This window comes from Pokkaliibacter sp. CJK22405 (genome assembly GCF_046614695.1).
GTDB lineage: Bacteria > Pseudomonadota > Gammaproteobacteria > Pseudomonadales > Balneatricaceae > Pokkaliibacter.
Genome location: NZ_JBKKHQ010000012.1, coordinates 89,585 through 114,267, shown reverse-complemented (window position 1 = coordinate 114,267; position 24,683 = coordinate 89,585). Strand labels below are relative to the sequence as shown.

Here is a 24,683-nt window from a genome sequence, read left to right as displayed (position 1 = left end):
CGTTAAGACAACGCATCAGCCACCGGCCCAAGGGCCAGCACCGGCAGGAAGGACAGGGCGCCCAGTAACACCAGCGCGACCAGTAAGAGCACTACAAACAGCGGACTGTGGGTAGGCAGGTCCATTTCAGCGCCTGCGCGAGGGGCCTTCGTGGCAAGTGAACCGGCAATGGCCAGCACAGCGATAATCGGGATGTAACGCCCAAGCAGCATGGCGATACCAAGCAGGATGTTCTGTGAAGGCGTGTTAGCGGCAAAACCTGCAAAGGCAGAGCCGTTATTCCCCGTGGCCGAGGCGTAGGCGTACAGCCATTCCGTCAAACCGTGGGCGCCGGTATTGGTGACTAAGGTATGGGGGTCGGTGATCAGCGCTGTGATCGCCGCCAGTACCAGCACACCAAAGGGCATGGTCAAAAGCGCTACCAGCGTCCACTGCACTTCGCGAACTTCAATGGTTTTACCTAAATACGCTGGGGTGCGACCGACCATCAGCCCCGCCAGAAAGACCGTCAGCAGTACAAAGAGCAACATGCCGTACATGCCTGTACCCACGCCGCCGAAGATCACCTCACCGAGCAGAATATTCACCAGCGGAATCAACCCGCCCAAGGCCGAAAGGCTGTCGTGCATGGCATTGACCGAGCCGTTTGAGGCAGCTGAAGTCAGGGCAGCCCAGGTGGCCGACAGATCAATCCCGAAGCGGCTTTCTTTGCCTTCCCAATGCGCATTGTGCGAGACATCAAGCCCGGCCAGGGCGCTGACACTCTGGTGTTCGCTGTAGAGCAAAGCGCCAAGGCCAGCCAGCAATACCACCAGCATGACGATAAAGAGCGACAGGCTCTGGCGGGCATCCCGCGCGTAACGGCCAAAGGCAAAGACGAAGCCTGCGGGCAGCAGCAAAATGGCGATAGATTCAAACAGGTTGCTAAGAAGCGTCGGATTCTCGAAGGGGTAGGCTGAGTTCACCCCAAAGAAACCACCACCGTTGGTGCCCAGCTGTTTGATGGCGATCTGTGAAGCAGCAGGGCCACCGGGTATGGCCTGTTGTGCCCCTTCAAGGGTGGTGGCCATTAAGGTGGGGTGAAAGTTCTGCACTACGCCTGTGGCCAGCAGCACAATCGCCATCAACGCCGAAAGCGGCAGTAAGAGGTACACCACGCCGCGATAAAGATCGCGCAGCACGTTACCCATCTGGCCATCATGGCGGGTCAAACCACGATAAAACGCCACGGCGACCGCCATGCCAGAGGCTGCACTGAGAAAGTTCTGCACCCCAAGGCCCAGCATCTGGCTTAGGTAGCTCAGGCTGTCTTCGCCGTTATAGGCTTGCCAGTTGGTGTTGCTGACAAAGCTGATGGCGGTGTTAAAGGCCAGATCCCACGTCATATTGCCGATGTGATTGGGGTTAAGCGCCAGATAGCGCTGGGTGATCAGCATCGCAAAAAGTACAAGGGCACCCAGCACGTTCACCAGCATCAGCTCACGGCAATAAAGCCGCCAGGGCTGCGGACGATGCCACCCAAGCACCGGCGCGAGTTTTCGCTCAAGGGCATCGGGGGCTTTGTGCTCATAGAGATAATGAATCCAGCGGCCAAGCAAAGGCGCCGGAGCAAAGCTTGCCAGCAGAATCAGGGCGACACCGCCCAGAGAATCAAGAGAGAAATCCGTAAGTAGCGACATCATGCCTCCTTAAAACTCATCAGGGCGGCAAAGTGCCATCAGCAAATAGACACTGGCCGCCGCACCAACGGCCACCAGTAACCAGGATTCAAGGGACATCACACACCTCCGCTAATCAGAACAGCGTTAGTGTTCGGCGAGAGGGCGTAAAAAATCGATGTGGAGTTGCAGGGGAAGGTATAAAAAAAGTGTAAAATCCGCAGAGCATCACTGACATCACAACCACTAGCGTTTGCAGCGAGTGGCAAGCAAATCACTTTGCTATCGAGTCTCCATGCCTATTTCCTATTCAAGAAAACTGACAGGCAAACAGCGCAATCAAGATGATAATCGGCATCTTGGTTATATCCTGGCATTTGTCGCGGGGGCCATTAATGCAGGCGGCTTCTTAGCGGTACAGCTCTATACCTCACACATGACCGGGATTGTCTCAGCCATGGCAGATAACCTGGCATTGGGGATCTATGGGCCTGTGCTGACAGGTTGTGGTGTGTTGCTCTCATTTATTACTGGTGCCGCTTGCACGGCGGTGATGGTGAACTATTCCCGTCGCCGGAAAATGAATGGCGAATATGCCTTCCCTCTGCTGCTTGAGGCGCTGCTACTGCTTTGCTTTGGCCTGCTCGGGGCAAAGCTATCCTTGGTTAATGGCTTGTTTGTCTCTATCACCGTGATGCTGCTGGGCTTCATTATGGGCCTGCAGAATGCAGTGATTACGAAAGTATCCAAGGCAGAGATCAGGACCACTCATATCACTGGCATTGTGACTGATATTGGTATTGAACTTGGCAAATTAGTCTATTGGAACGTACATCAACTGGATGATATCCCCCCGGTAGTCGCTAATAGAGATCGACTTCGTATGCTGTCTTGTCTCGCGCTGTGTTTCTTTTCTGGTGGTGTTGTAGGAGCGTTGGGATTCCACTTCGTGGGCTATGAAGCAACCTTGCCCTTGGCTTTCTTGTTGATTGCGCTAGCTATGGCTCCGGTCTTTGACGACGTGCGTTCCGTCTTCGCTCGTCGGAAGTGGTAACTTGAAAGGGATAACGGGTAGCTACATTATCGCTAGGATTCATGTCCTCTATCAGAAAGCCTTGTGAGAGGCTGGCGCATCGTTGTGATGTGAAGGTCGAGGCTCATTTTTTGCGAAATATCTAAGACACTGCCTGTAGAGTTAGATCGAAGTGATCAGAATAGAGGCTCATGCCATCGAGCTGGGCACGCTAACGACCCAGTCAGCACTATCAGAGCTTACCCAGCTCAGTCTGGATGAGCGGTTACTGCCTATTGATGATGTGGCTTATCGCCTGCATGCCCTTCCAGATCTGGGCCTTCTTACTCATGCTCGAAGAGCATCCGCAGTTCGCTCTCGCTTTGCGGAGGCTATCACTCGCTTATGTACTCATGACGATGATCCCTTCTTTCTTTGTTTGTCGGCAGTCGATGCCTCTGAAGGTGTACGTGATGCCGGGGCGCAACTGCCTGCATGGCTACCACCTCCCTTAAAAGAAAAAGCCCGTACACAGGTGTCCTACCAAGGCGTGCTGGGGTGGTGGGTTCAGCTTGATCGCATCCTGGCCCTTATTGAGGCTGGCTCCAGTGTCTGGGTGGGCGCCTATTTCGCTCCTCAGCCGACACCGAAGGACCTAAGGCTTGAGCCTGAGCATCTCTACACGGAAGGATGGTTATTGCTAAAGGTCGTGCCAGATATCCATGGTTTGATCTATCACGGGCATACCTGTTTGCCCCGAATGGCGGCCTTAGCTGATCTCCAGGTGGCCCATCAACAGATGGCAAAAATCCTGACCAAGCGTCGTTGTGAGTATCTTCACGATTACTTTCCTCCCAGTCTGCCGCTCGGGAGTAGTCTTGAAACACGAGAACTATGGAACCATGCCTATCATGGCATTGCGCCACTGATGAGTGATCAGACTGCATTCCGATTACCACTCGCCCATATTGGAGAATGTGGGCCGATCTCACCATTGATTACGCTACTTTATTGGCAGGCGCTAACCAACTCGCATTCTCACAACGGGCAGCGCTTTATGGTGCAGAGTGAAGGTGATCACCGAGGCTGGGCGGCGATGGGGTGCTGGGGCAGGACAGGCATATAGTCGAGTAACAAATGTAAATATTTATTGCATGATATGGACTTGCCAAAGCCTACCTGCAACGTAATATCACCTCGCCTAACGTTCAATTACATTGAGCCTGTCCATGAGCAAGCCCGCTGCAACCATCGGCCACTTTCATGTGTGCCCTAAAAAAACCGGTAATACCCCCCATGTGGGCGGGCCTGTTGCTGCCGGCGCTCCCAACGTTTTTATTAATGGTGTCCCAGCAGCACGGGTCGGAGACCGGCTCATCTGCAACGGTCCGCCCGACTCGATTAAGCAGGGCTCCGCGACGGTGTTTATCAATGGTAAACCGGCCGCGCGTCAGGGTGATGGCACCTCACACGGTGGCGTCGTCATTGGCGGTAGTGGCAATGTGTTTATCGGCGACCAGTCCTATGTTGTTCCTCCAGGCCCAACGCCCGTGCTGACAGAGTTTCAGGCGATGACGCTGCGCAAGCCTGCGCCCTTCTGTGAAGAGTGTGAGAAGTGCAAGGAGGGTCACTGTGAGCTTTGATAACGAGCTTTCCTTTGCTCATAAGCCTCATCTGGCTCTGGACACGTGGATTGCCTCAATCCCCGCCTCTCAGCACCTGTACCTGCTGTTGAGTGGCACCTGCGCCGATAATCCGATTGCCGCCTATGAGCAATGGGATGGCTCCAAGCATTTCCATCCACTGTACACTCAGGATGATTACAACCGCTGGACGCAGGTGATGCCCTATTTGGTGGCTATTGCCAAAGACAGCCCCTTCCTTGAGTGGATCAAAACCACAGAAGCAAAAGATTGGGGTTGGCTCTGCACGAGTACGGCCGATGTAAAGTCAGTCGCCGCGCATTTTGAAGGACTGATGCAAGCCTTTACGCCTGATGGCACCAAGGTGTTTTTCCGTTATTGGGATGGGCAGTTCTTCTCGACGATCCTGCGTACCCTGCAGGAAGATACGCATTTTATGCTGCCAGTGGTCAGCCAGTTCTGGATCAATCACAGCGCCTTTTATCTTCATGAGAATCGCTTTAGACGCCCACGAGAAAGCCCATGGTGGGAGATTCCGGAAAAGGTGATGGCGGCGCTTGAAAGTGCCGATCCACAGCCAGCGCTGGATAACTTGCTCAAATACCTCAAAGAAGAGCAGGCCAGGCTCTATTTCAGTGTGCCTGAACCCGTACTCAAGGCGAAAATTCGACAGTTTCATCAACGCTGGCCATTGCTCTCACAGCAGATGCCGGGACTGAACCTGACACAGGCTCTCTGCCTGTCACTCGATGATGATCGTTTCGTCTGAGTTGACGCTGAAGCCACGATTCAATTGATTGATACCTGCTGATGCTCACGCAGGTGAAGGGAGTGCGGCCTCAGGTCGCGACAAGGACGACATAATGTCTGATGACAGCATCGACTGGTACGCCGACGACCAGCCCCCCTATACCGCGCAGGATGTCCACCAGCAGCTTATCTCTGGTTTCAAGAATGGTCTGAGCTGGTACCGCGAGCAGACAGAAGACCGCTTTTACAGTAGCTTCTTGAGCGCCCTTCGCATGGATCAGACCATCGCGGTAGGTGATCAGACAGTCAGCCAGGATATACAGGACCACAAAGCGCCTGAGATCTACGCGACCTGTCCTAAAAACGGCAAGCTGAAGCTACTGCACACGTTCCAGTCCAGTCATTACATCCCCATACCGCATACGCCATTCAAAATTCAGCCGGTTAAAAAGGTAAGCAGTTTCTTCCATGACTACGAGGACGATGGCGCCGCCATCACTGGTACTTTGGATGACAAGGGGGCTAAAGAACTCTCAGGACTGAAGCCGGATCAAACCTATCGAATCATCTTCTACCCTGATGTCTCTAAATCTGACGTGGATGCGATGTTCGCCTCTTATGGACAGATTCAGACACAGTTGACCAGCTGGCTTGAGGAGCAGTGGCAAGGCTTTGAGCCGGAGTGGCAGGCATGGTGCACCATGACGCCCTTTGAGCGGGGCATCGCGCTGGACAAAAACGCAGCGGCAGGTGCAGTTGAGGCCATGGAAGGCCTGGTCGACGATATCCTCGATATGCTCAAAACGGCCTGGGATATGCTGAAAACCCTGTGGGATTTTTTGACGCATCCGCGCGAAAGCATTGAAAAGGTCAAGCGTCTCATCAAAACCACACTGGAGTTTGACTGGGATGATGTCCTTAAGCTGATCGAGACAGCGAATGAAGCCGTGGGTAAAGCGCTGGCTATTCTTCAGGATGAGGCGTTCCTTTTCCTCTATGCCAATGCACTGGCAACCTGGATTCGGATGGTGCCTCCTCAGGTCCTGGCCCGTTTGGCGGTGAAGCTGATTGTCGGCTTCATTATTGATGTTGTTATTGGTGTCGTTCTGACCGGCGGATTGGGCTTGGCGGCACGTTATGGTGTCAAAGCCAAGAGTCTGGCCAATAAGACGGGACCTGCGCTCAATGCCGTACGTTCGTTAATTGAAAAGTCCCGCTCCATGGTGGGTGGGCACCTGCCGAAAAGCCGGACCCTCAAAGAGTTCGGTGTGGGCGAGCTGATTCCCGTGGAAAAAACGGCGATTCAGTATCCCGAGGTGTTTCGTAAAACCGCCTCGGTGGGTAATGATCTGCCGCCACCGCCCCGTGCTTCGATGTCTTCTCCCGCCTCACATGCTCCCAGCCCTACCGACGTCGTTAAAGCCGAGCCGCCTGCCGATATTCCTAAAGCCATCACCGGTGGGCAGAAAGAGATGGGGTGGCCTCAGCAAGATGCGACCGTTGAGGCCAGAAAGCAAAATCATGACACGCGTGTTCATGCGGACAACAATCAGGCTGTCCATAATGAGCCCGGTAAAACAGACGGTAATCAGCCTGCTGAAAGTGCGAAGGGGACCTGTACAGACGGTTGCCCTGTTTCAATGGTGACGGGTGAAGAACTACTGACCTTGAATGATGCACGGCTCGAAGGGCCTCTGGCGTTGGTGTGGTCTCGCATGTATCGCACGACGGCGGTGGAACAGCAGCTGGGCATGGGATATGGCTGGAGTCACTCACTCAACCACCGACTGACGGTCGCTCAGGACCGAATTCATTGGCGTGATCATGAAGGCCGGACAGTCTCTTTCCCACACCCGAGTCTCTCACGCCCCTCGATTATTAATCCGCTGGCCGGTGCGGCGCTTTACCTCGGAGAGAAACCCTCTGAGGCGGAAAAAGCCAAAGGCATACTGGGCGAAATTATTCTGACCCAGCCGGGGCTGCCCTTTTATCACTTCCGCATTTTGGATAACCGCACACTGGAAGATGGCGAGGGGGCAACCGGTTATCTGCATGCGCTAAGTGATGCCTATGGCAATCGACTGGCCATCCATTATGACGATCAGATGCGCTTGTCTTCGGTGCAGGACAGAGATCATCAGTGGCTGCGCTTCCGCTATCAGGAGCATAAACAGGAGCGTCCCGAGGGCTTAAGACACTTACTGGACGATACGCCCACCGTTTCTTTACTCCATGAAGTGGTACTGGAGCGTCGAGTGGAGCTGTCGGATCAGAACCCGGCGCCTCGACGCGAGTCCTTCCTGCTCATCCGCTATCACTACAACGCCCTGCATCAATTAATTGCGGCAGAAAATGCGCTGGGTGAGCAAGAACGTTATCGCTATGACAAGCATCACGTTATCCAGGAGCGCCTGATGGCCGGTGGTGCCTGCTTCTTCTGGGAGTGGGAACGTCAGGGCAAGTTTGCTCGTGCAATCCGTCACGGGGGCAACATCACGGGGCAAGATACCCGCTATGTCTGGAATGATGCGACGGGAGAGGTAACAGCTATTTATAGCGATGGCAGTGAGTTGGTCTACCAGCATGACCACAATGCCAAGCTTGTTAAGCAGGTTGACCCGGACGGCGCAACTCACCTCAAAGACTACAACGACAATGGCGATATTGTCCGCGAAGTTGACCCGATGGGCGCAGAAACGCGCTATCACTATGATACGAATGGCGCGCTGGAAGCTATTGAAGCACCGGATGGCTCGACGACAACCTATGAATACTCACGTGGCCAGCTCCGACGGGTTGATCGGGGTGATAAGACCTGGATTTATAAGCGTAATGCTCAGGGCGATATCGTTGAGAAAACCGACCCCCAGGGCGGTATCTCCTACTATCAATACACGGATCACGGCCAATTAAGCCTGATTCAGTACCCGGATGGTGCTCAGCACCTGCTCGAATGGAACACACAGGGCCAGTTGATTGGTGAAGTCCTGCCCGAAGGCTCCACGCGTCGTTATCGTTATGACGCCAAGGGACGCCAAATCCTTCGACAGGATGAGCGTGGCGCGATTACCCGCTTTGACTACGATGCGCTGGATCAGCTGACGTGCCAGACCTTGCCGGGTGGCGCCACACGCCAGTACGCCTATAACGCTTATGGAAAAGTGACGCGTTTTGTCGATGAGAAAAGCCAGACGACGCACTACGAATACGACAAACCCCTGCATCTGGTAACCCGCCAAATTAACCCGGATGGGAGTTCACTTCGCTTCCGTTATGACGATCACCGTCTTTTCCTGACCGATATCGAGAATGAGAAAGGCGAGCATTACCGTCTGGCGTATCACCCCAGCGGTTTAGTTAAGGAAGAGATCGATTTTGCCGGGCGTACAACCCGGTATGACTATGACCTGAACGGTAAGCTCACCGAAAAGACGGAGGTGGCAGCCACGCTGCCTGGCGATAAAGAACCGATCAGCTTAACCACCGTCTTTAAGCGTGACGTCATGGGACGACTGGTTGAGAAAGTGCTGCCCGATGAGAGCAGCATTTATTATCACTATGACAGTGAAGGCAATCTGACCCAGGTCGATGATGGCGAGTGGCCCTTATTCTTTGAATACGATGAACTTGGGCGTCTCACTGCAGAACACCAGAATGCGTATACCCAACGCTATGGTTATGACGGTATCGGGCGCTTGGACCGTATCAAGCTGCCTGATGGTAACCGGCTCTCCTATCACTACGGTGCCGCCAGTGTTCTGACGGGCATTGATCTGAATGGCAATCCTCTCACTCGCCATACCTATCAGGCTGGCCAGGAAATCAGCCGGACTCAAGGGGCAGTAACGACCGGTTATCGTTACGATGAGCAGGGACGCCTCACAGAACAAGAACTCTTCCACCCCGGCAGTAACAAAGCGCTGCAACACCGCCGTTACGGCTACAACGCACTGGGTAACCTCGAAACGCTGGAGGACAGCCGTAAAGGGATTCGTCATTACGACTATGATCCTCTCGATCGTCTCACCGCGGTACGAGGCGTGGTTGAAGAACGCTTCCTCCATGACAAAGCCGGCAATCTGATCGGTCAACAAGACCTGACCCCAGGCTATGCGGCAGACCAGCAAGAAGGCTTTTATAGCAAGATCTCAGGCAACCGCATTGAGGTACAGGGTGATCGGCATCTTGAATACGACGGGTTCGGCAACCTCGTTAGCGAATACCGTGGTAAAGGGCATAAGCTTCACACCCGCTATGAGTACGATGGTCAGCATCGCCTGATCAAAGCGACGCTCCCCGATGGTACCGTTGCCTCCTATCGCTACGATGCCTTTGGCCGACGAATCAGTAAGAACCTGAATGGCTACACCACGTACTTTTACTGGCAAGCGAACCGCCTGATCGCGGAAACCGACGAGCTGTATCACTTCCGCAGTTACTTGTACGAGCCAGATACCTATAAACCACTGGTGCAACTGGAAGGCCGTGGCCACGAGGCTGAGGTGTATTACTACCACCTCGATCACCTCGGTACGCCACAAGAGATAACCGCTGCCAACGGCAATCTGGTCTGGTCGGTGCAGTACAAAGCCTACGGTAATGTGCAGCGAAAACTCATCGAAAAAATTGATACGCCCCTGCGCTTTCAGGGGCAGTACTTTGATGTCGAAACGGGATTACACTACAACCGCCATCGTTATTACCACCCAGGTACCGGCCACTTCTTAACCCCCGACCCGATTAAGCTCGCCGGAGGGTTGAATAACTACCAGTACGTGCCCAATCCAGTGAATTGGGTTGATCCATTGGGTCTAGACTCTATAAAAGATGTTGCGTCTACTCAACGCTGTCCAAAAAAATATGTTCCAGGTGAAGTTGCTGGGAGGAAAGTATATAAAAATACTACTGACATTAACCCAGGTATCCCTAATGAGGTAGATCCAAGTGTGGATAAAAGTATACGTCAAAAGGTTTCTGATGGGTGGAGCAATCTAGACTTAATGGAAGGTGGATATGCTCCAATTGGGCCTGATGGAAAACAAATAAATTTGCATCATGTGCTTGGTCAAGAGCCAGGACCTATGGTGGAACTGACTAGCTCTACCCATAAAAAATATCACCGGCAGCTTCACGGATTAATAGAAGACGGGAATAGCTTTAGAAGAACACCAACTTTGAAATATAAATACGATAAATTTAGAAAAGAATATTGGAAAGAACGAGCAAAAGACTTTAAGGACGAAAAATGAAAAATTTTGAAAATTTGATAAAAAAAGTGGAAGACAATGGAAATGAAATCTACTGGGATGAAAAGGCTTCAGATTCAGAAATAGAAAAATTGCAGAAAGAGATGAAGGTCTCCCTCCCAAATTCATATATTGATTTCTTAAAAACATATGGATGTGGTGGTATTGTTGGTGAAGACATCTCAGGGATTGAAGATAATAACGGTCTATCTACAGGTGGGTCAACAACTCTTGGTAACACCCTACGCGCATCAGAGGACTTCGACTTGCCTAATGGTTTAGTAGTAATTTATTACCATGATGATGAGGTATGTTGGTGCTTAGATACACGTAGCGAAGTTAACGGGGAGTGTAAAGTAGTAAATTATGATCTATTTAATAGAAAAATTGATGAAGTGATAGCAGAAAACTTTGAGAGCTTTTTTGAGGAATACTTGACTGTCAGGGCGGAATGATTGGATCATAGCAATCTTACCTATAGGATCTAAATAAGAAATCTATTAAAGATGAATAAATATTTAGACCTCGAGAAAACAGGTGTTTTTAGCTCTATATTTATGGATTACTTATCTGGTAAATATGAGCACCCAGGCTTCTTTGTAAACCAGAGTGCCGATGACCCATATATATTGCCAGCGATGATTCCTTTCTGGGTCGATGGTCCAAACACTTTTGGTTTATGGAAGCATTGGTTTGTTGAAAACAGGAGTGATTTTTTTGCCAAGCAGACTCCAGAGGACTCTTACAAAGTACAAGAGCTTGGTAAAAATATCGAGCAGTTCATAATCTTAGAGTGTTTTAACGAGATAGTTTCCGAAGAAGATGTTACTGATGAGATTGAGGAATTCTTAGCCCCATTAAATATTGATATACGTTTTATTAGAGAAATTTATAACCAGCATGGCGATAGTAAAGACGAACTATTGAATATTGAGTATTTTAAAGATGGAGTGCCGGCAATATATGCTTCCCCATATAAGAAAGGCGTTTTCTCAGAAGAAGACTTTGATTTAGATGGCATTGACTTATATAAGTACTCTACGACTGAATTTTCTTCCCAAGAGCTTGATATGATTAGAAATCGTTCTAATGCACCTGCTTGGTTTAAAATAGAAAAGCAGAAGGACTTTTTTTATGATGCCTTAGGAAAAAAAGATCTTCAATCTGCATGGTTAAGTTTGAATTCAAATGGCTGGAGTTTTTTAGATGCCAGAGATGCAATAATTAAGCTGGCAGATCAGGCTAACGATAAAAATTTTTCCATATTAGCTAATGCTTGGGTAAATCTACCTTTACATGATTATGGTTCTTATTAGAAATATGAGTTTTACTAAATTTGAATTTGTCTTCTTAACCTGAGTGCATTCTAGGGTTTGGAGATTTTAACTGTAGAGTACGACACTCCCACCAAACACCTAGAGAGGTTTCATTAACACCATTTAAGACTGCCTAAGCCCAAAGTACTTAAGTTGCCTCAGTTTCAGTGCCTCTTATCGTGCGTAAGTCTGTCCCCATTCGGAATGTATTGGCATAGCTGCCGAGCAGCGTGCCCAGACCCACCCGAAACACTGCCACTTAGGATAGATCTTATTCTTGACTCACCGGCAACCAGATACACTTATTGGACGCGAGAATTTACTCAGGACTCCAAGGGTAGCGCAGAGCGTATTGGGCATATGAGATAGTAGTATCTCGGCTCAATTATCCCCATCCAATGAGCTAGGCTATTTTATATTGCATCAAATAATTTTTACCCCCCTTGATAGGGTAGGGTCATTGAAGTGTACCCAAAGGACGGAGAGCGGACATTCCGCCAGGATCACCCGGCCCGGCGCGACCTACACGGAGGGAGGAAAGCGGCCATTTTCTGCGATTGCAGCCTTCAAAGGGTAGACCAGCAACGCGGCCGTTTGGCTAATAGAATCCCACTCACATAGTGTCGGACGGCTTTTCCGAGATGTCGCGCGTAACCGCAACCACCATCTTACCGTCAGACAGGCGATCATTTACTTCTGCACACTTCTCTTCCACTCGTACGACGAGTTCTTCGAAGTTCACCACTTTGCCAGCAACAGTCTTTTGGAAGGCGCTTCTTTTGACCGCCTTAGTCTTTTTGTCTCTCACCGTCTCCCTCGGATGTGACGCATTAACGAGAACATATATGCCGGTATGAGATGAAGCCTCGAACAGATACTGATTTGAGAGTTGCTCATCAGGAGTGTTGACCAACTGATCTCCTTTCCAATGCGCCATGTCGGCGAGCTTGATCTCAACTGACACCTTCCCCAATGCGTCTACTCTCGAATGTAGCCTGAGATCGGGCCGCTTCTCACCAGCGACTTCTTGCTCCCTGATGACCGTGTAGTAGCGCTCCCCCACGTCTCGGAGACGGGCGGCAAGCCAATTTCTCAAATCGCCTTCCTTCGCTTCGCCTCTCCGGAAGAATGCGCTTTCATCATCGTCCGAGGTGTGCAGCCGTTCGAGGAGGGTCGTTAGGTGCGATTGGCAAAGCTTCCTGAACTCTTCCACAGTCGCGGGAGCCTTGGACTGATCGTTGAGAAACCGAATTGCTTCATCAGGTGAAAATTCGGGCCTTCTTCCGGCCCCTCGTTTCATCAGTTCGATCTGGTATAAAAAATCATCCTGGTAGCCCACAAGCGTCTGCGACTTGGCCAGTCTTTCAAACACCTTGACAACATCGGGTGTTTGAAACGCGGCCAACAAATTGGTGTAGTTTCTTCTGTTGCTCTCGGCGTGATCCTCTTTCCCCGGAGAATAGACACTTTCGTGCTTTACATCTTTCTCAGGAGGCCATGCCAAGTACGATGCCTCAACCAACCACTCTAGAAGAATTGGGTCTTGCTTATACTCAGTTCGCACGGGGTCCGACCCTTCCTTCAGAGAAGGCTTGTTTCCCTCGCGCCCCAAGTATTCGAGAAATAGCTCCCTCTTCCATGCGCTTTGAAGATTACCAAAGGTCGAGATGGACACGCTTCTAGCGGCGTTTGAGTTTGCATTCATCAGACCATCAAGCCAAACCCATGCCTCTCTGTAATCAGACCGGGTCAACGCCGCTCGATAGCCTGAAACAAGAAACCTGGAAAGGCGGTCCTGCTCGACAGCAGGGGCGCGTGCCACGATGTCTAGACAGAGTGTTCTATCGCGGCGGCTCTTTGGAAGTTCACGCATCATCATCCGCAGGAGCATCGGCGCCACTAGGCTTCTAGTTCGGACATCAGAGTAGGCAATTTTACTCACGCAATCAGACACGTGGTGGTCATCGTCGCCTCGCTCAGTGTTGAAGTCTGCCAGCAACGCAGCTTTGATCTCAGAGCAAAATTGGCTTGGAAAATCTTGTGCTAGCTCGCCAACCCATTCGGGAAAGCCGTTCAACTCGTGAAACGCGTAGCGGAAAGCCTTGTGTGCAAGAGTAGCCTCGCTTGGCATCTCCCCAGCTGAGTAATCCAAGTTGATGCCAGCTAAGCCAATTTGACCGAGATATGTCCGCTCTTCGGTGTAGCTTGTATCATGGGTCTTCCAGTATTGCCGCAGGCCATCGCTGCAAAGCTGGGCGATTTCCGACCCATATTCCTCATTGATCGCGCGGATCGTTCCACTTCCAAGGTCATTTGGGGCTCGCCTAAAGAGCCAAATGGCAATTCTGTTGTCGAACTCACCAGCGGAAATCGCCTTGCGGTTACTCGTGATGAGCCTTCGTATTTCCCAAGCGGCTCTCCATGACTGAACAGCTTCCTTCTTTTCCCGAACCCACCTTTGCGCGTCATATCGATATTGATTTTGGAAGCGAAATTTTGTTCGAAGGAACCAACCGCGGACGCCGAACTGCCGCCGTTGATCGTCGTCCCCGTATTTCTTCAGATACCTCCTGAACACACGCAACGCATTGTTACGATCTGCGCCCCGGAGATTGGGCAGTATCGTGTGGGCTAAGTCGAGTAGAAATGCCTGCTCGGACCGATCGGTGGTTTCTGAAGCAAGCTCGCAGTAGTGAGACACATCGGAGTAATCGAAGACCCCTCCGAGCTCCTCTTTTTCATCAAATTCTAGGGGGTAGATCACCCCGAAAGGGACTCGACTCTTCTGAACGCGATCAGAGAAAAGATCCACTCTTCGCTGAACCAGAGCCTGTTTGACGTCGGGACGTGTCCGTAGGCCGTCGGCCAGTCGCTGCGTCGGTGCCTTGCGACCGAATACATCTATCCTATCATTCTTGCCCATCGCCATTTCAATGGCATCAAGCAAGTCATCGTCGTCAGGGGGCAAATCCTTCTCAAGCACCAGTTCCGACGCCAGATAGATGATAGCAGGCAAAAAATTTCTGTAGCGGGCTGATGCCTTGGGCATTCGGTACCGTTCCTCGGAACGGCCAGTAAACGTAAATCGCAGCAATATTGGCAGCCAAGTCTGCTTTTGGTGTCTAGGCAGGCCTTCGAGTATTTCGATCAAGTACCGGGCCGTTGCGGACGAATAGTTGGAGCGCTCTCGGCGAACTTGTGAAAGAACCGCAATTCCGTCGAGTAAGGTGACTTCGCTAAAACTGTACTTCAATGCCTTCAGCAGGAACATATTCCAGTCGGGAGCAGAATCCGAATCCTCGACGTCCGGCGGCATGGTTGACAGAGCTTCTGACAGCACATCGGGGCGAAATGACTCATCTCCAATTTCATCGAGGGCAGCACACGATTCCGCTTTGCTACGATAGCCAATTCCTGAATTTTTGACGAAGCCCGCCAGTTTGGGCGCAAGCGGCTTCATTTGACCAAATCTAGCAACCTCGATCAAAAAGTCGGTCAACTCGGGAGAACCAGATTTGTCTAGAAGTTCATCGACTACAGGCCATAGGTCAGGGTGTGTGAAGCGCTTGACATCATCTTGATAAAACCACTCGCCTCTGAAGCGAAGTTCATCGTAGAGGCGCGCTTGATGGCGCAGCGCGATTTCCTTATCGCCTACAGATAGTGATTTTGGGTCCCCAGTCTCGATAAGCAGCGCTGGCCTCACATTCGCCACAAGCGCCTTGGCGGAACTGTTCAAGGCCGCCAACCAGCCCATAACGTGCTCTGTTGACTGTGGGATCGTCCGACGCCCTAGACCCTCGGCAAAAAGTGGCGCGATTGTTTCTTCCGAATGTGCTCTTGCTCGCAAGCTTTCGTCGAAATGCTTGGCCGCGAGGAAGTCCCGTATTTCCCGATGGGCGTACCGGATGCGACCCCCAACAGATGGCTGAAACAGCCCGCTGGCGAGCAACTGGCGAACCTCTGTTTGTGTCCAAGCTTCCACATCTGTAGACAGAATCTTCGCTGCATTCGTGGCATCCCCTGCAGCCAACGGCAGCGCAGAAAAATCCTGTTTACCTGATAAAACCACGAAGGCTGCAAGTTTTGCTGCGGCTTTGCTTGCCCGGTGAATGTCTATGTTCAAGCGATCTTTATTCTCAGATCGCCCGACAAGCCGCCACGCAACCAAATCGCCCATGACTTGAAGTCTTGATTTGAAGACGTCATCGGGGGAGCGGCCTTCAACAATAGCCTTTTCCCAAACATCTAAGAATAGGCTCGCGTCTAGCGGTTGCTGGATTAGGGCCATGGAAAGATGTGCGTTCACAGCGTTCATGAAGTCTGTGGACTTTAAGCCACGAGAAATCGCAAGTTTCTCAATGTCCCCATTCGTCAGCGGCGCTAGGCGATAAATCTTATGTGTAGGATCGCCTCTTCCCACATCCTGTTTGGCATCTCGTGTCTGTTTTATGAAACGAGTTAGGCGTCTTATATCGACCTCGCCAAGCCATTCGCTTGGGCGACTAGTGACTAGAACCTGTAGAGGCCCCCGTCGTCGCCCAACTTCACGTGAGACAATGTTTAGGGCTTTTTCTAGCGCACTCTCATTGCGCGAAGACGGCAGGCGCGCCTCGTCGAGCGCGTCAAAAAACAGATACCCACCTTTTCCAGTCCGTTTCCATTTTACAAACCGGTCGCGCTGGTCATCCAATTCGAAGTCAAATGAATCCTCCAAATTTCCGTCTTGGAGCGCCTCCAAGCGCATCAGGAATGCGTCCTGACCCTCGCCAACGAGGCGTTTTACATGCTCACGAATTTCCGTTGTTTTGCCAGATCCGGCAGTGCCAAGGAGAACGGAAATATCGTTCTCCATAATTTCTTCCCACGTTTTACCCGTATCGCGACTTGCGAGAGAAGCCCAAATGCTATCCGGCTCATTGTCAAAGTCGGTCGATTGGATTTCAATAAATCGTCGTGACAAAGAAACGTACTGGTCGCTGTTCACATGAGCCCCCTATACACTTTAAGAGACAGTATCAGCGGCGTGAGCGGTAATCCATCTGAGTGATCTCAAGCTCACGCCGAAAGTGTCAAAATGCTATCTTTACATCCTGCGGGCTTGGCTCAGGCAGTAGTGCCCTGAAAACTAAAAAATCTAGACTTCACTTGATGACTCTCTGAATCCAGACAGAAAAATCAATATTTTCAATGGACTACGTGCTTTCCTGAAGTGAGCTGTAGCTAAGCATGGTGTGTTAGGAGCTAGAATGTTCTATGTAGGTGTTGTTCGTTATTTTGCGACGGGTGAAGGCGTGACAATTTATGTTGCTAGCGGTAGTGAAGAGAGCATTCGGAAAGCTATCCCAGAATACTTTCTCCCGTTACTGGTCCTTTTAACGCCTACGGACTGGCTCAAAGCGGCTGATGGAGATTGTGCCGATAAAAATCATCAGTCACATGCGAAAGTTCTTCAAACCTATTTACCGAAGCTATGGAATCAGATCGAAGAAAAAGCGTTAGGACGAGATTGTCTCCTAAACTTTTTTATGAAGCATCAGTTCAATTACTCTTGATCTGATATCTCTATGATATTGACCGAGCTAGATATTGTAAGTGCTCACCAGACTAATAGATTCACTTGTTGCTAGTCGACTACCATAGGTAAGTGATCAATCGGGTCATTATGTGTACGAGGCTGTTGAGTGATGGCTTTGGGTCTTCCAATTGCAATCTTTCGTGGGCCTCGATAGATAACTGCACAGACGTCTTACCCTTAATCTCCGAGATACCAATTACTATCTCTTCTCCACTCTTAAGCCTTACTACGATTCTCTCATTTTTTCTTCGTAAGATAGTTAAGCATCCTTGCATTCTACCGAAGCTCCCTAGATTTCAATCTATAGTCTAAGCATTTAAATACAATTTCCAAAAGTTTATGATATTGACCCTGTCACATTAAATATTGAAATTGCACTGGGTATTACTACCCCAATGCAGTGTTATGGAGTTTAAAGGTACTATTGAGGAGATGGCATTTTTTCCTGCTCTCGTACCGGAATTGTCTGCAATGGCAGCAAGTCCATGACGTCACAGAACAACGCTCGGTTCTTCCAGTCGTTTCTATCACCAATCACATAGAAGCGCCGCTTGGCACGTGTTGCCGCCACGTTCAAGAGATTCGGTTCCGACACAGCCCAGTCACGGGCACCTGAGCCCTCAGTATTGCCACCCAACACCATGATGACGACGGATGCTTCCTTACCCTGCATGGTATGGATCGTGCCGGACACCATCTTGTTGCGGAGCATGCGCTTGAGATTCTCCTGGACGGCTTTGAAGGGCGTAATGACCGAAATATCGTTAGCCTCAACACCATCCTCATGCAGCAGTGCAAGCAGTTCCTGCAGGGCTTTGCCTTCGGCGGGCACCCAGTTGCCTTGCGACGCTCCACTGGCTTGAATCCAACCTGTCGGGAGGCTGGCAGGCGTTTCCTTGTCGGGGCGCGGGGCAAGCGTGCCGTACACCATCGCTCCGTCATAGGCGATGCGGTTGGCAAGCGCATGCATGGGTTTGTCGCAACGGCGGTGTACGACCAGCGGCAACCCTACCCAGGTCTTGCCATCGGCCGGTCCCGCCATACGCCCCCAACGGGTAGCTTCATCGGCCAGCGTCTGCGCGGATTGTCGATTGGGGAGCCAATGGGTATCGACCTGGTAGCGCGTGCGCATGTGTTCGAGCACGGCGTCGTAGACGGTGACAATCGGCTTGAGTTGCAGGGGATCGCCCACCAACAATGCACGCCGGGACCGCCATAACGCGCCGACCGCTGCTTGGGGTGCGGCCTGGCCTGCCTCGTCCACCAGCAGCCAGCCAATCTCGCCGGCTCCCAGCGAACCGAATGAGCGCGCAAACGACGCGAAGGTGCTACTCAATACCGGCACGACCATGAACAGCGAGGCCCAGGCTGAGCGAATAGCATCACGCGAAAAGCCTTGGTAGCGGGTGCCTGTCAACATGCCGTTGATAAGGAACAGGTTGGAGCGCATGCGGGATGCTTCCAACTCAAAGAACACCCGGTGAAGTTTGAGCGCCTGAATGAAGACGCGAGCGCGTGCTTGGCGCCAGCCGTCAATACGCCAAGGTTCGGCCAGCTCGATGGCATCGCCGCGACCGAGAGCGCCGTCTTGCAGCCAGGCAAGCAGGTGATCGGCTTGGCCGTCCCTTGCGACGTCGATGACATCTTGTGTGTGTGCTTGGCATTGATCGCGCAAGCGCTGAAGCCCATGTCGCGCATCGGCGGTCTGCTTTTCCAGACTCTCCCGCGAGGCATCCAATTGCTTGGTGAGGCGTGCTATCCGGCTGAACTCGGATTTGGCCAAGTCGTGCTGGCCTTCGAGCCGTTTCCGCTTGGCATCCCAGTCTCGCTGCGCGCCCCACAAACTGAAAACTTTTGCCCAAAATCCCGGCTTGCGCGCTTGATGTTCCTCAAGTGCATCCAAGCAGTGCTTGAGCGCCATGCTGGCAGGACGGCTCTCTTCGGCGTCCAGGCGAGAGAGTTGATTGACCGCATCGGCTAGTTTCTTTTCGAGAGCGCGTAGTGCTTCAGATTGATCCGCGACCTGCTTTCTTGTCTTGCAGAGGGTTTGGATCAGTTCGCGGATGCGATTAGCAGCGGCACGCGCCTTGCGCACCTCTGTTTTGGCGGCCTCGTAATCGGCGATGGCTTGCTGCCACACCGCTTGGCGTTGTTTCGGGGAGCGGGTCTTGTTGACCTCAGCGCATGCATTGAGCCATCCGAGAAAGCCTTTCGGCCCTTCCTCCTTGTCTGCCGGTGTCTCGGCGTGGTCCTCGTTTGTACCTGGATTTTCTTCCGCCGTGGAAGGCGTAGAAAACAAGGCGTTCAAAACGTCACCAAATTCATCGTCTAACTCGGTCTCATCTTCGGCTTCAGAGTCCGCCTTGTCGTCGCTGCCGAACGGGCGCTGACCATAGAAGTAGCGCTCCACGAACTTGGTTCGCCGCGCCTTGCTGCCCAGCGCACCGGAAATCAATCCCCACGCAGGTTTCCCACTTACCAATTCGCCCAGCTCGGCAAAATACTCCGCCTCGGGCAGCCAGCTCTCGTCGATCTTGTCGCGCTGGGGTAATTCGAGCGTGACGTTTTCCACCGCGCCATTATTGGACGACGCCACGACGATCTCGAAGCCATACAGAGCTGGATTGAGTTTGAAGCAAGCCTGTTTCTTGCCGCCATCGTTGGCCGCTTCGCACCCGTTACTGACGAACCCATCGGAGGCGCGGCGCAGCTTGGAGAGCGCATCGGCCCGGCCGGTCACAATGGCGGCAATCAAGTCGCGCAGCAGTGTCGTCTTGCCTGTGCCAGGGGGGCCGTTGATACCTAACAGCCCTTGGGCATTGCCAAGCGTGGCCAGGATCGTATTAACGGCTAGTTGTTGGGAATGCACCAGTCCCAGATGCCGCTCCGAAGGCCAGCAGCTCATGGCATAGGCGTCGGGCATCAGGCGGTCGATCAGCGACAGCGATGCGCGGTCATCGTCTACATGCAGACGCTGCCGAGTATCGTGTTGGCGCAGATAGTGATCCAGTGGCTCGCTTTTCCCGTCGTTACCGATGCTGCTGGCGACGGCGGCAAGATCGTCGAGCAGGAAGCTATTGAGCGGATCGTCTTCCGATTCTGGCTTGTTGGGATTGACGGGCTGGGAGCGGAAGCGAAACATCTTGCCATCCATGTCGCCAAAGAAACCCGCTACTCCGATATATTGGAGAATCCAGCGGGTCAGCTCACGTAGCGCCTCGCCGGATACCTGCCCCTCGAACAGCTCTTTCGCCCGATCGCCGATGGCTCTTTGATCGTCTTCGAAACCACTTGTCCAATCCCGCTCCGTCAACACCCGCCCCAGAAACCATGCTTCGCTGGAGAGGACGAAGCTGTCATCGATAAACAGGCCGGCCATAGTAAATTTCGCAGCAAACAGCGCCGATTCTCGGTACTGCGGCTCTCGATAACACTGATCAGCGCCATAAATCTCCTTGAGCTGTTCAGCAACACGCCGACTGTCATAGAGATGGGCAAAGAGCGTGTGGCTCCAGACGCGCCGCTTGGGCAAGTGTTGCTTTGCAACCAAACTCGCTGTTGACCAAGGCAGGATAGGATTCCCAATGGGCGTGTTATGAATGAACGCGCCGTAGGGACTGCTGCGTCTCTTCAACTTGGGAGCCGATTGCGGCTGCAACAACTCAACGGCATGCCAATAGCGGACAATGTTCTCTTGATTAGTCAAAACTCTTCCCTTGCGATAGCCAATCTTGTTCTTTCCATCTTCCTGGCGCTCCGCTCATTCAAGCAAAGCACTAACAATGGCATTGCTCCGTTAGTCAATGAGATAGCTTTCATCCATTTCAGGATGAACTTCAAATCTTCTTGTTCTTAGGTAGATCAACCCCACTTCTTTCGGAAGAGCATCCAGTCTCTCAATCGCTCGGTTAATCCTGGAACATTGCTCGGTATTAACGTAGAAACGATGCTCGTCCAGCCAGCTTCTAGAGTCGTGATAATTGTCGAGTGTTGCCTCTTCCAATCGAGCAACATGTTGCTCAATCAGAGCGCGGCTGACCAATTCTCTGAGACGAGGAATTATGTCGACCGTACGGTCATCTGAAACGATAATGGCAAGTCGTCGATGATTACCCGCCTGCACGTAGCGTACGCCAGAGTTATATCGAGATCCCCTTGAAGGCGTGCACTGATCGGTCGCCTCTCCGTCGAGAATGATCCCGATAGCGTGGCAGAAGCCAGAGGGATCGAGCAGTATAGTTCCGTCGATACCACTGACACTCCTGAGCAATGCTTCGGAAAGCTGGGTCGGTTCGATACTGGTACCTTGCTTACTGAGACGGCGCGCTTCGCTGGCCGCATCTTCTGCGACTACGATCATGCTGCCGTGTTCTTGGCGAATCTGGGCCAGAAGCAGGTTCCACAGGAGCAATCCATTTTCTTGCAACGACTTTGGAAACAGTCGAGCATAATTTGCAATGAAGGCAGCCTTGTCGAAGGCTTCTTGCGGAAGTTTTGGCACTGCGTAATGACTGCGAAGTAGCACGTGATCGCCGCAACGCAGCTCCCAGTGATAGTGATCGATAAAGGCTGCTGCGAACGCGTCCTGAGCGCTGGAATCATGCGAATCCTTCAGTTGTCCAAGTCCGTAGATACGCTGGCTATCTGCAATAATTCCAACACCTGTCGTCGCCATCTGCAGTACCTTCCTAACCCACCTCGGCTCACGAAAAGTCACTGGCTCAGCAAACTTAACCATGAACTCGACTGCGTCGTTGTTAGGATCGACGAAGATGAGATGCCCGACGCCTTTTGTGCCTTCGTACATAAGGGAAGAGACAAGGTTCAACGTATCGAAAAGATCGGTATGGACGTACCGTTGCTCAATCGACAGCCCTGGAGTATGCATAAAGTGCTTGGCCGCAATACGCACGATTTCTTCTGCACTTCTCATGCTGCGATGTGTAAAGCGCCCCGGATCTGGATTGTGTAGCTCCTCGGTAGCCTCATGCAGAACTGCCGCCATTGCCGCATGGATTAGGCTGCGATATCCATTTCCAAACTGTCCCTGTTTGATCGGCTTGGAATGCAATGGTGGAAATTGCAAGAAAATGGTATTGGGAATCTGTACAACCGGGGCGACATAGAAGTCACCGATGCGCCTGACTTCACCACAGAACGAAGTCACGTCGTGTTCGACTTCGGAGACCTTGAGAGCCTGCCCAACCGAAGTGCGCACCGCATCGCGGCGCATCCACTCAGGCTTGTCACGCATACTTGGCTCGTCACCAAAAAACATATTCTGCATATCGTGATTGCGGTAAGCCGATTCGACTGAATCGAGCAAGCCATCAAATAGCGACAGAGGCCATTTTCCATCTTCCGGCTCTACGCACACCGGATTCCGATTCCCACTGTCGGGGCTGCGCGCTCCAACAAGAAGCACCTCTGCCTCTGCTGGTGCCCCCAACTCCCTAAGGACATCACGGGCGAGCAACTGAATCCGAATTCTGTAGGTGTCTTGGTATCCCCACATGAAAAGGTTGATGACGCGACCGCCCATTCCTAACTTCACCTTTTTGCAGGCCGCATTGTTCTTGCGACGAATGATTGCTTTTTAGACTGCCTCACCAAGCATTCCAGAGATCGATACTGGCGTTGATAAATGCCTCCGCGTCAGTGACTTCCCAACAGGTTGGCGTTCCACTGCGAAGCAGGTAGTACTGCTCATTGGCGCACACTAATTTGCTTTTGTCCGCTTCGTTCTGAATCCAATTTATTGCGTTGACGAAGGAATCCGCATAGCTGGAACCGAACTTTTCGTTCGGCACGTTATAGAGCAAACCTTCAAGGTAGTACGATGGGGCGATGCCGGGCTGCAATGTGCCGTTATCAACGAGCTTGCTTCGAATATTCTTCAGGATGCGAACCATAGGTTTTAGCCACTGGTTGCTGCCTTGATGCTTCGTGGTCAGGTTCTCTGAATGCTGCTTCGGATAGTTGGCGATGAGTTCTCCTGCCCCGTTGAAGAAACAAATGCCCTCAGTGTACTGCGCGTCGTGGATACTCTTGAACTTCCAATAACGCCGGAACTGCATCGCCGCGATGACATCGGCTTTCCGCCTGCCGCCATTCGCAGCCACAGCAATGGCCTTGTCCCCCTCGTTGACGTCAGAACCAAAACGATCGGTAAGAGCCTTAATCACATCCTTCTTGTACTGGTCATACGCGTAGGTGGCCGGAACGCGTGCATGGTCGTATGCAGCTTTATCTTCAGGCGACAGCGATGTCAGGTCGTCGTAGTAGACATCATCAAGTCGTATGACCACATCCACATCGCTTTCCGAGTAGATGTTTGTGTCGTTCCCATAGGAGCCTTGCAGGAAGACTTGATAGTTCTTGCCGTGGTACGCAGCACTCGCGGCCTCCAGTGCGTCCTTGATGGCGTGGTAGGTTGCGGCGGATTGCTTGATAGACCCTTGGTGGGACCAGACTTCGAGCTGCGACTCAGGTATTCCCATGTTCTGTCTCCATCACATCAAGAATTCTCTTAGCTGTGCCTCGCGTGATGCGAACGACTCACTACCGCGTTGTCGAAGGAGATTCAACTTATCAAGGTTGTACTCAAGCAAGTCTGTCGCCATTTCCGGTCGTTCGAAGGTATCGCTGATACGAATAGTAGGAATGTCCTTGAACAGGATATCGCGCAACTGATCCATCGATTGCGTGTTAATCTCAAGAGTCTTCTGAAGCAACTGAACGGCGAGCCATTTTTTGGCGATACGCAGCAGTAGTCCTGGTTTTGGCTCCGGATAGATGCCAACACCAACGTTTACGACCCGAATGTCCTTGTGATCCTTTTTCAAGGCAACAGTCGCGTCGGCGATTGCAAAGAGTGTGGGATTGTTTGCGCAATAGCCGCCATCAATCAGCTCGATCTTGTCACCAGTTGCGGTGACGACCACTTTCCTTTCAAAAAACGGATATGCAGAGCAAGATGCCTGCACGGCGTCGGCGATACTCACCCCAAAACCGGGTTTAAAGGTAGCCTTGCGACCATGAGCCTGCGCAACGCTACCTTTGAAGATCATGGGGCGCTCGGTCACCCAACGCGTGGCAACAATCCCGACTCCCGTCAGTACATCCTCAAAGGTTTTGTCTTTGAATACTTCCTTTGCCAAATCTTGGAGTGCGGCTGTTCTTGCTGCGGCTGAGCGACTGGACATAATCCGCGGTACGTGCGCAAGGTAAAGGGAGTGTATTTGATCCACTTCGTATCCCAGGGCGATGAGCGCGGCAATGATCGCCCCAGTGCTCGTACCGAATACAAGATCGAACCTCTTGTGCAACGGACATCCAAGCATCGCCTCAATTTCTTTGAGAACTCCTAGCGTGTAAAAGCCTTTTGCACCACCGCCATCAAGCGCAAGAATGCGGCAAACATCGTCATTGACATACTTGGTGTCGTGCAGAGATAGGGGTGAAGAATCAGCCATTCGCT

At 51.9% G+C, this 24,683-nt stretch carries 14 protein-coding genes and 1 pseudogene; 8 read left to right on the top strand and 7 right to left on the bottom strand.

Features of this window, described 5'->3' with window-relative positions:
• Positions 1-2 precede the first annotated feature (2 nt).
• Together kdpA and ACKC9G_RS07795 are read right to left on the bottom strand one after the other, a co-directional pair.
• Positions 3-1,679, bottom strand: a complete 1,677-nt coding sequence (gene kdpA / locus ACKC9G_RS07800) for a potassium-transporting ATPase subunit KdpA (protein WP_411404377.1) — start codon at positions 1,677-1,679, stop codon at positions 3-5.
• A 9-nt stretch (positions 1,680-1,688) separates the two neighbouring features.
• On the bottom strand, positions 1,689-1,778 hold the full coding sequence (locus ACKC9G_RS07795; protein ID WP_411404376.1) for a potassium-transporting ATPase subunit F: 90 nt from the start codon (positions 1,776-1,778) through the stop codon (positions 1,689-1,691).
• A gap of 175 nt (positions 1,779-1,953) precedes the next feature.
• On the opposite strand from ACKC9G_RS07795, the pseudogene ACKC9G_RS07790 reads away from it, so the two are divergent.
• The 7 genes and pseudogenes from ACKC9G_RS07790 to ACKC9G_RS07760 form a co-directional block, all read left to right on the top strand.
• Positions 1,954-2,685 (top strand): annotated as a pseudogene (locus ACKC9G_RS07790) (YoaK family protein); the annotation flags it as partial.
• A gap of 178 nt (positions 2,686-2,863) precedes the next feature.
• Complete coding sequence (locus ACKC9G_RS07785) at positions 2,864-3,796, top strand: hypothetical protein (RefSeq protein ID WP_411404375.1); 933 nt, start codon at positions 2,864-2,866, stop codon at positions 3,794-3,796.
• A gap of 103 nt (positions 3,797-3,899) precedes the next feature.
• Complete coding sequence (locus ACKC9G_RS07780; protein WP_411404374.1) at positions 3,900-4,313, top strand: PAAR domain-containing protein; 414 nt, start codon at positions 3,900-3,902, stop codon at positions 4,311-4,313.
• A complete protein-coding gene (locus ACKC9G_RS07775) occupies positions 4,303-5,082 on the top strand; it encodes a DUF4123 domain-containing protein (RefSeq protein WP_411404373.1) in 780 nt (259 codons plus the stop codon). Before ACKC9G_RS07780 ends, ACKC9G_RS07775 begins: the two co-directional genes overlap by 11 nt.
• Positions 5,083-5,176: 94 nt before the next feature.
• Positions 5,177-10,312, top strand: coding sequence for an RHS repeat-associated core domain-containing protein (locus ACKC9G_RS07770; protein WP_411404372.1), 5,136 nt, complete (start codon positions 5,177-5,179; stop codon positions 10,310-10,312).
• Positions 10,309-10,764: an SMI1/KNR4 family protein gene (locus ACKC9G_RS07765; RefSeq protein ID WP_411404371.1), complete on the top strand. Its 456-nt coding sequence runs from the start codon at positions 10,309-10,311 to the stop codon at positions 10,762-10,764. The genes ACKC9G_RS07770 and ACKC9G_RS07765 overlap by 4 nt, the downstream gene beginning before the upstream one ends.
• Before the next feature lie 51 nt (positions 10,765-10,815).
• Positions 10,816-11,625, top strand: a complete 810-nt coding sequence (locus ACKC9G_RS07760; protein ID WP_411404370.1) for a hypothetical protein — start codon at positions 10,816-10,818, stop codon at positions 11,623-11,625.
• A 613-nt stretch (positions 11,626-12,238) separates the two neighbouring features.
• On the opposite strand, the gene ACKC9G_RS07755 is transcribed toward ACKC9G_RS07760, so the two are convergent.
• Entirely contained in the window at positions 12,239-16,612 is a 4,374-nt protein-coding gene (locus ACKC9G_RS07755) for a hypothetical protein (protein ID WP_411404369.1), read from the bottom strand.
• A gap of 262 nt (positions 16,613-16,874) precedes the next feature.
• On the opposite strand from ACKC9G_RS07755, the gene ACKC9G_RS07750 reads away from it, so the two are divergent.
• Positions 16,875-17,180, top strand: coding sequence for a hypothetical protein (locus tag ACKC9G_RS07750; protein ID WP_411404368.1), 306 nt, complete (start codon positions 16,875-16,877; stop codon positions 17,178-17,180).
• A 444-nt stretch (positions 17,181-17,624) separates the two neighbouring features.
• On the opposite strand, the gene ACKC9G_RS07745 is transcribed toward ACKC9G_RS07750, so the two are convergent.
• The 4 genes from ACKC9G_RS07745 to ACKC9G_RS07730 all read right to left on the bottom strand — a co-directional run bounded on the left by ACKC9G_RS07745 (position 17,625) and on the right by ACKC9G_RS07730 (position 24,678).
• Positions 17,625-20,909, bottom strand: coding sequence for an AAA domain-containing protein (locus ACKC9G_RS07745; protein WP_411404367.1), 3,285 nt, complete (start codon positions 20,907-20,909; stop codon positions 17,625-17,627).
• A gap of 90 nt (positions 20,910-20,999) precedes the next feature.
• A complete protein-coding gene (locus ACKC9G_RS07740) occupies positions 21,000-22,745 on the bottom strand; it encodes a hypothetical protein (RefSeq protein WP_411404366.1) in 1,746 nt (581 codons plus the stop codon).
• A 64-nt stretch (positions 22,746-22,809) separates the two neighbouring features.
• A complete protein-coding gene (locus ACKC9G_RS07735) occupies positions 22,810-23,703 on the bottom strand; it encodes a nucleotidyltransferase (protein ID WP_411404365.1) in 894 nt (297 codons plus the stop codon).
• Positions 23,704-23,715: 12 nt separating this feature from the next.
• The gene (locus ACKC9G_RS07730) at positions 23,716-24,678 is read right to left on the bottom strand and encodes a patatin-like phospholipase family protein (RefSeq protein WP_411404364.1); all 963 of its coding nucleotides are present in this window, start codon (positions 24,676-24,678) and stop codon (positions 23,716-23,718) included.
• Between the last annotated feature and the right edge of the window lie 5 nt (positions 24,679-24,683).

What these genes read in the sequence shown, in the direction of transcription:
- kdpA (WP_411404377.1), bottom strand. Translation starts at nt 1,679, where the DNA reads ATGTCGCTACTTACGGATTTCTCTCTTGATTCTCTGGGCGGTGTCGCC.
- ACKC9G_RS07795 (WP_411404376.1), bottom strand. Translation starts at nt 1,778, where the DNA reads ATGTCCCTTGAATCCTGGTTACTGGTGGCCGTTGGTGCGGCGGCCAGT.
- ACKC9G_RS07780 (WP_411404374.1), top strand. Translation starts at nt 3,900, where the DNA reads ATGAGCAAGCCCGCTGCAACCATCGGCCACTTTCATGTGTGCCCTAAA.
- ACKC9G_RS07770 (WP_411404372.1), top strand. Translation starts at nt 5,177, where the DNA reads ATGTCTGATGACAGCATCGACTGGTACGCCGACGACCAGCCCCCCTAT.
- ACKC9G_RS07765 (WP_411404371.1), top strand. Translation starts at nt 10,309, where the DNA reads ATGAAAAATTTTGAAAATTTGATAAAAAAAGTGGAAGACAATGGAAAT.
- ACKC9G_RS07760 (WP_411404370.1), top strand. Translation starts at nt 10,816, where the DNA reads ATGAATAAATATTTAGACCTCGAGAAAACAGGTGTTTTTAGCTCTATA.
- ACKC9G_RS07750 (WP_411404368.1), top strand. Translation starts at nt 16,875, where the DNA reads ATGTTCTATGTAGGTGTTGTTCGTTATTTTGCGACGGGTGAAGGCGTG.
- ACKC9G_RS07740 (WP_411404366.1), bottom strand. Translation starts at nt 22,745, where the DNA reads ATGGGCGGTCGCGTCATCAACCTTTTCATGTGGGGATACCAAGACACC.
- ACKC9G_RS07735 (WP_411404365.1), bottom strand. Translation starts at nt 23,703, where the DNA reads ATGGGAATACCTGAGTCGCAGCTCGAAGTCTGGTCCCACCAAGGGTCT.
- ACKC9G_RS07730 (WP_411404364.1), bottom strand. Translation starts at nt 24,678, where the DNA reads ATGGCTGATTCTTCACCCCTATCTCTGCACGACACCAAGTATGTCAAT.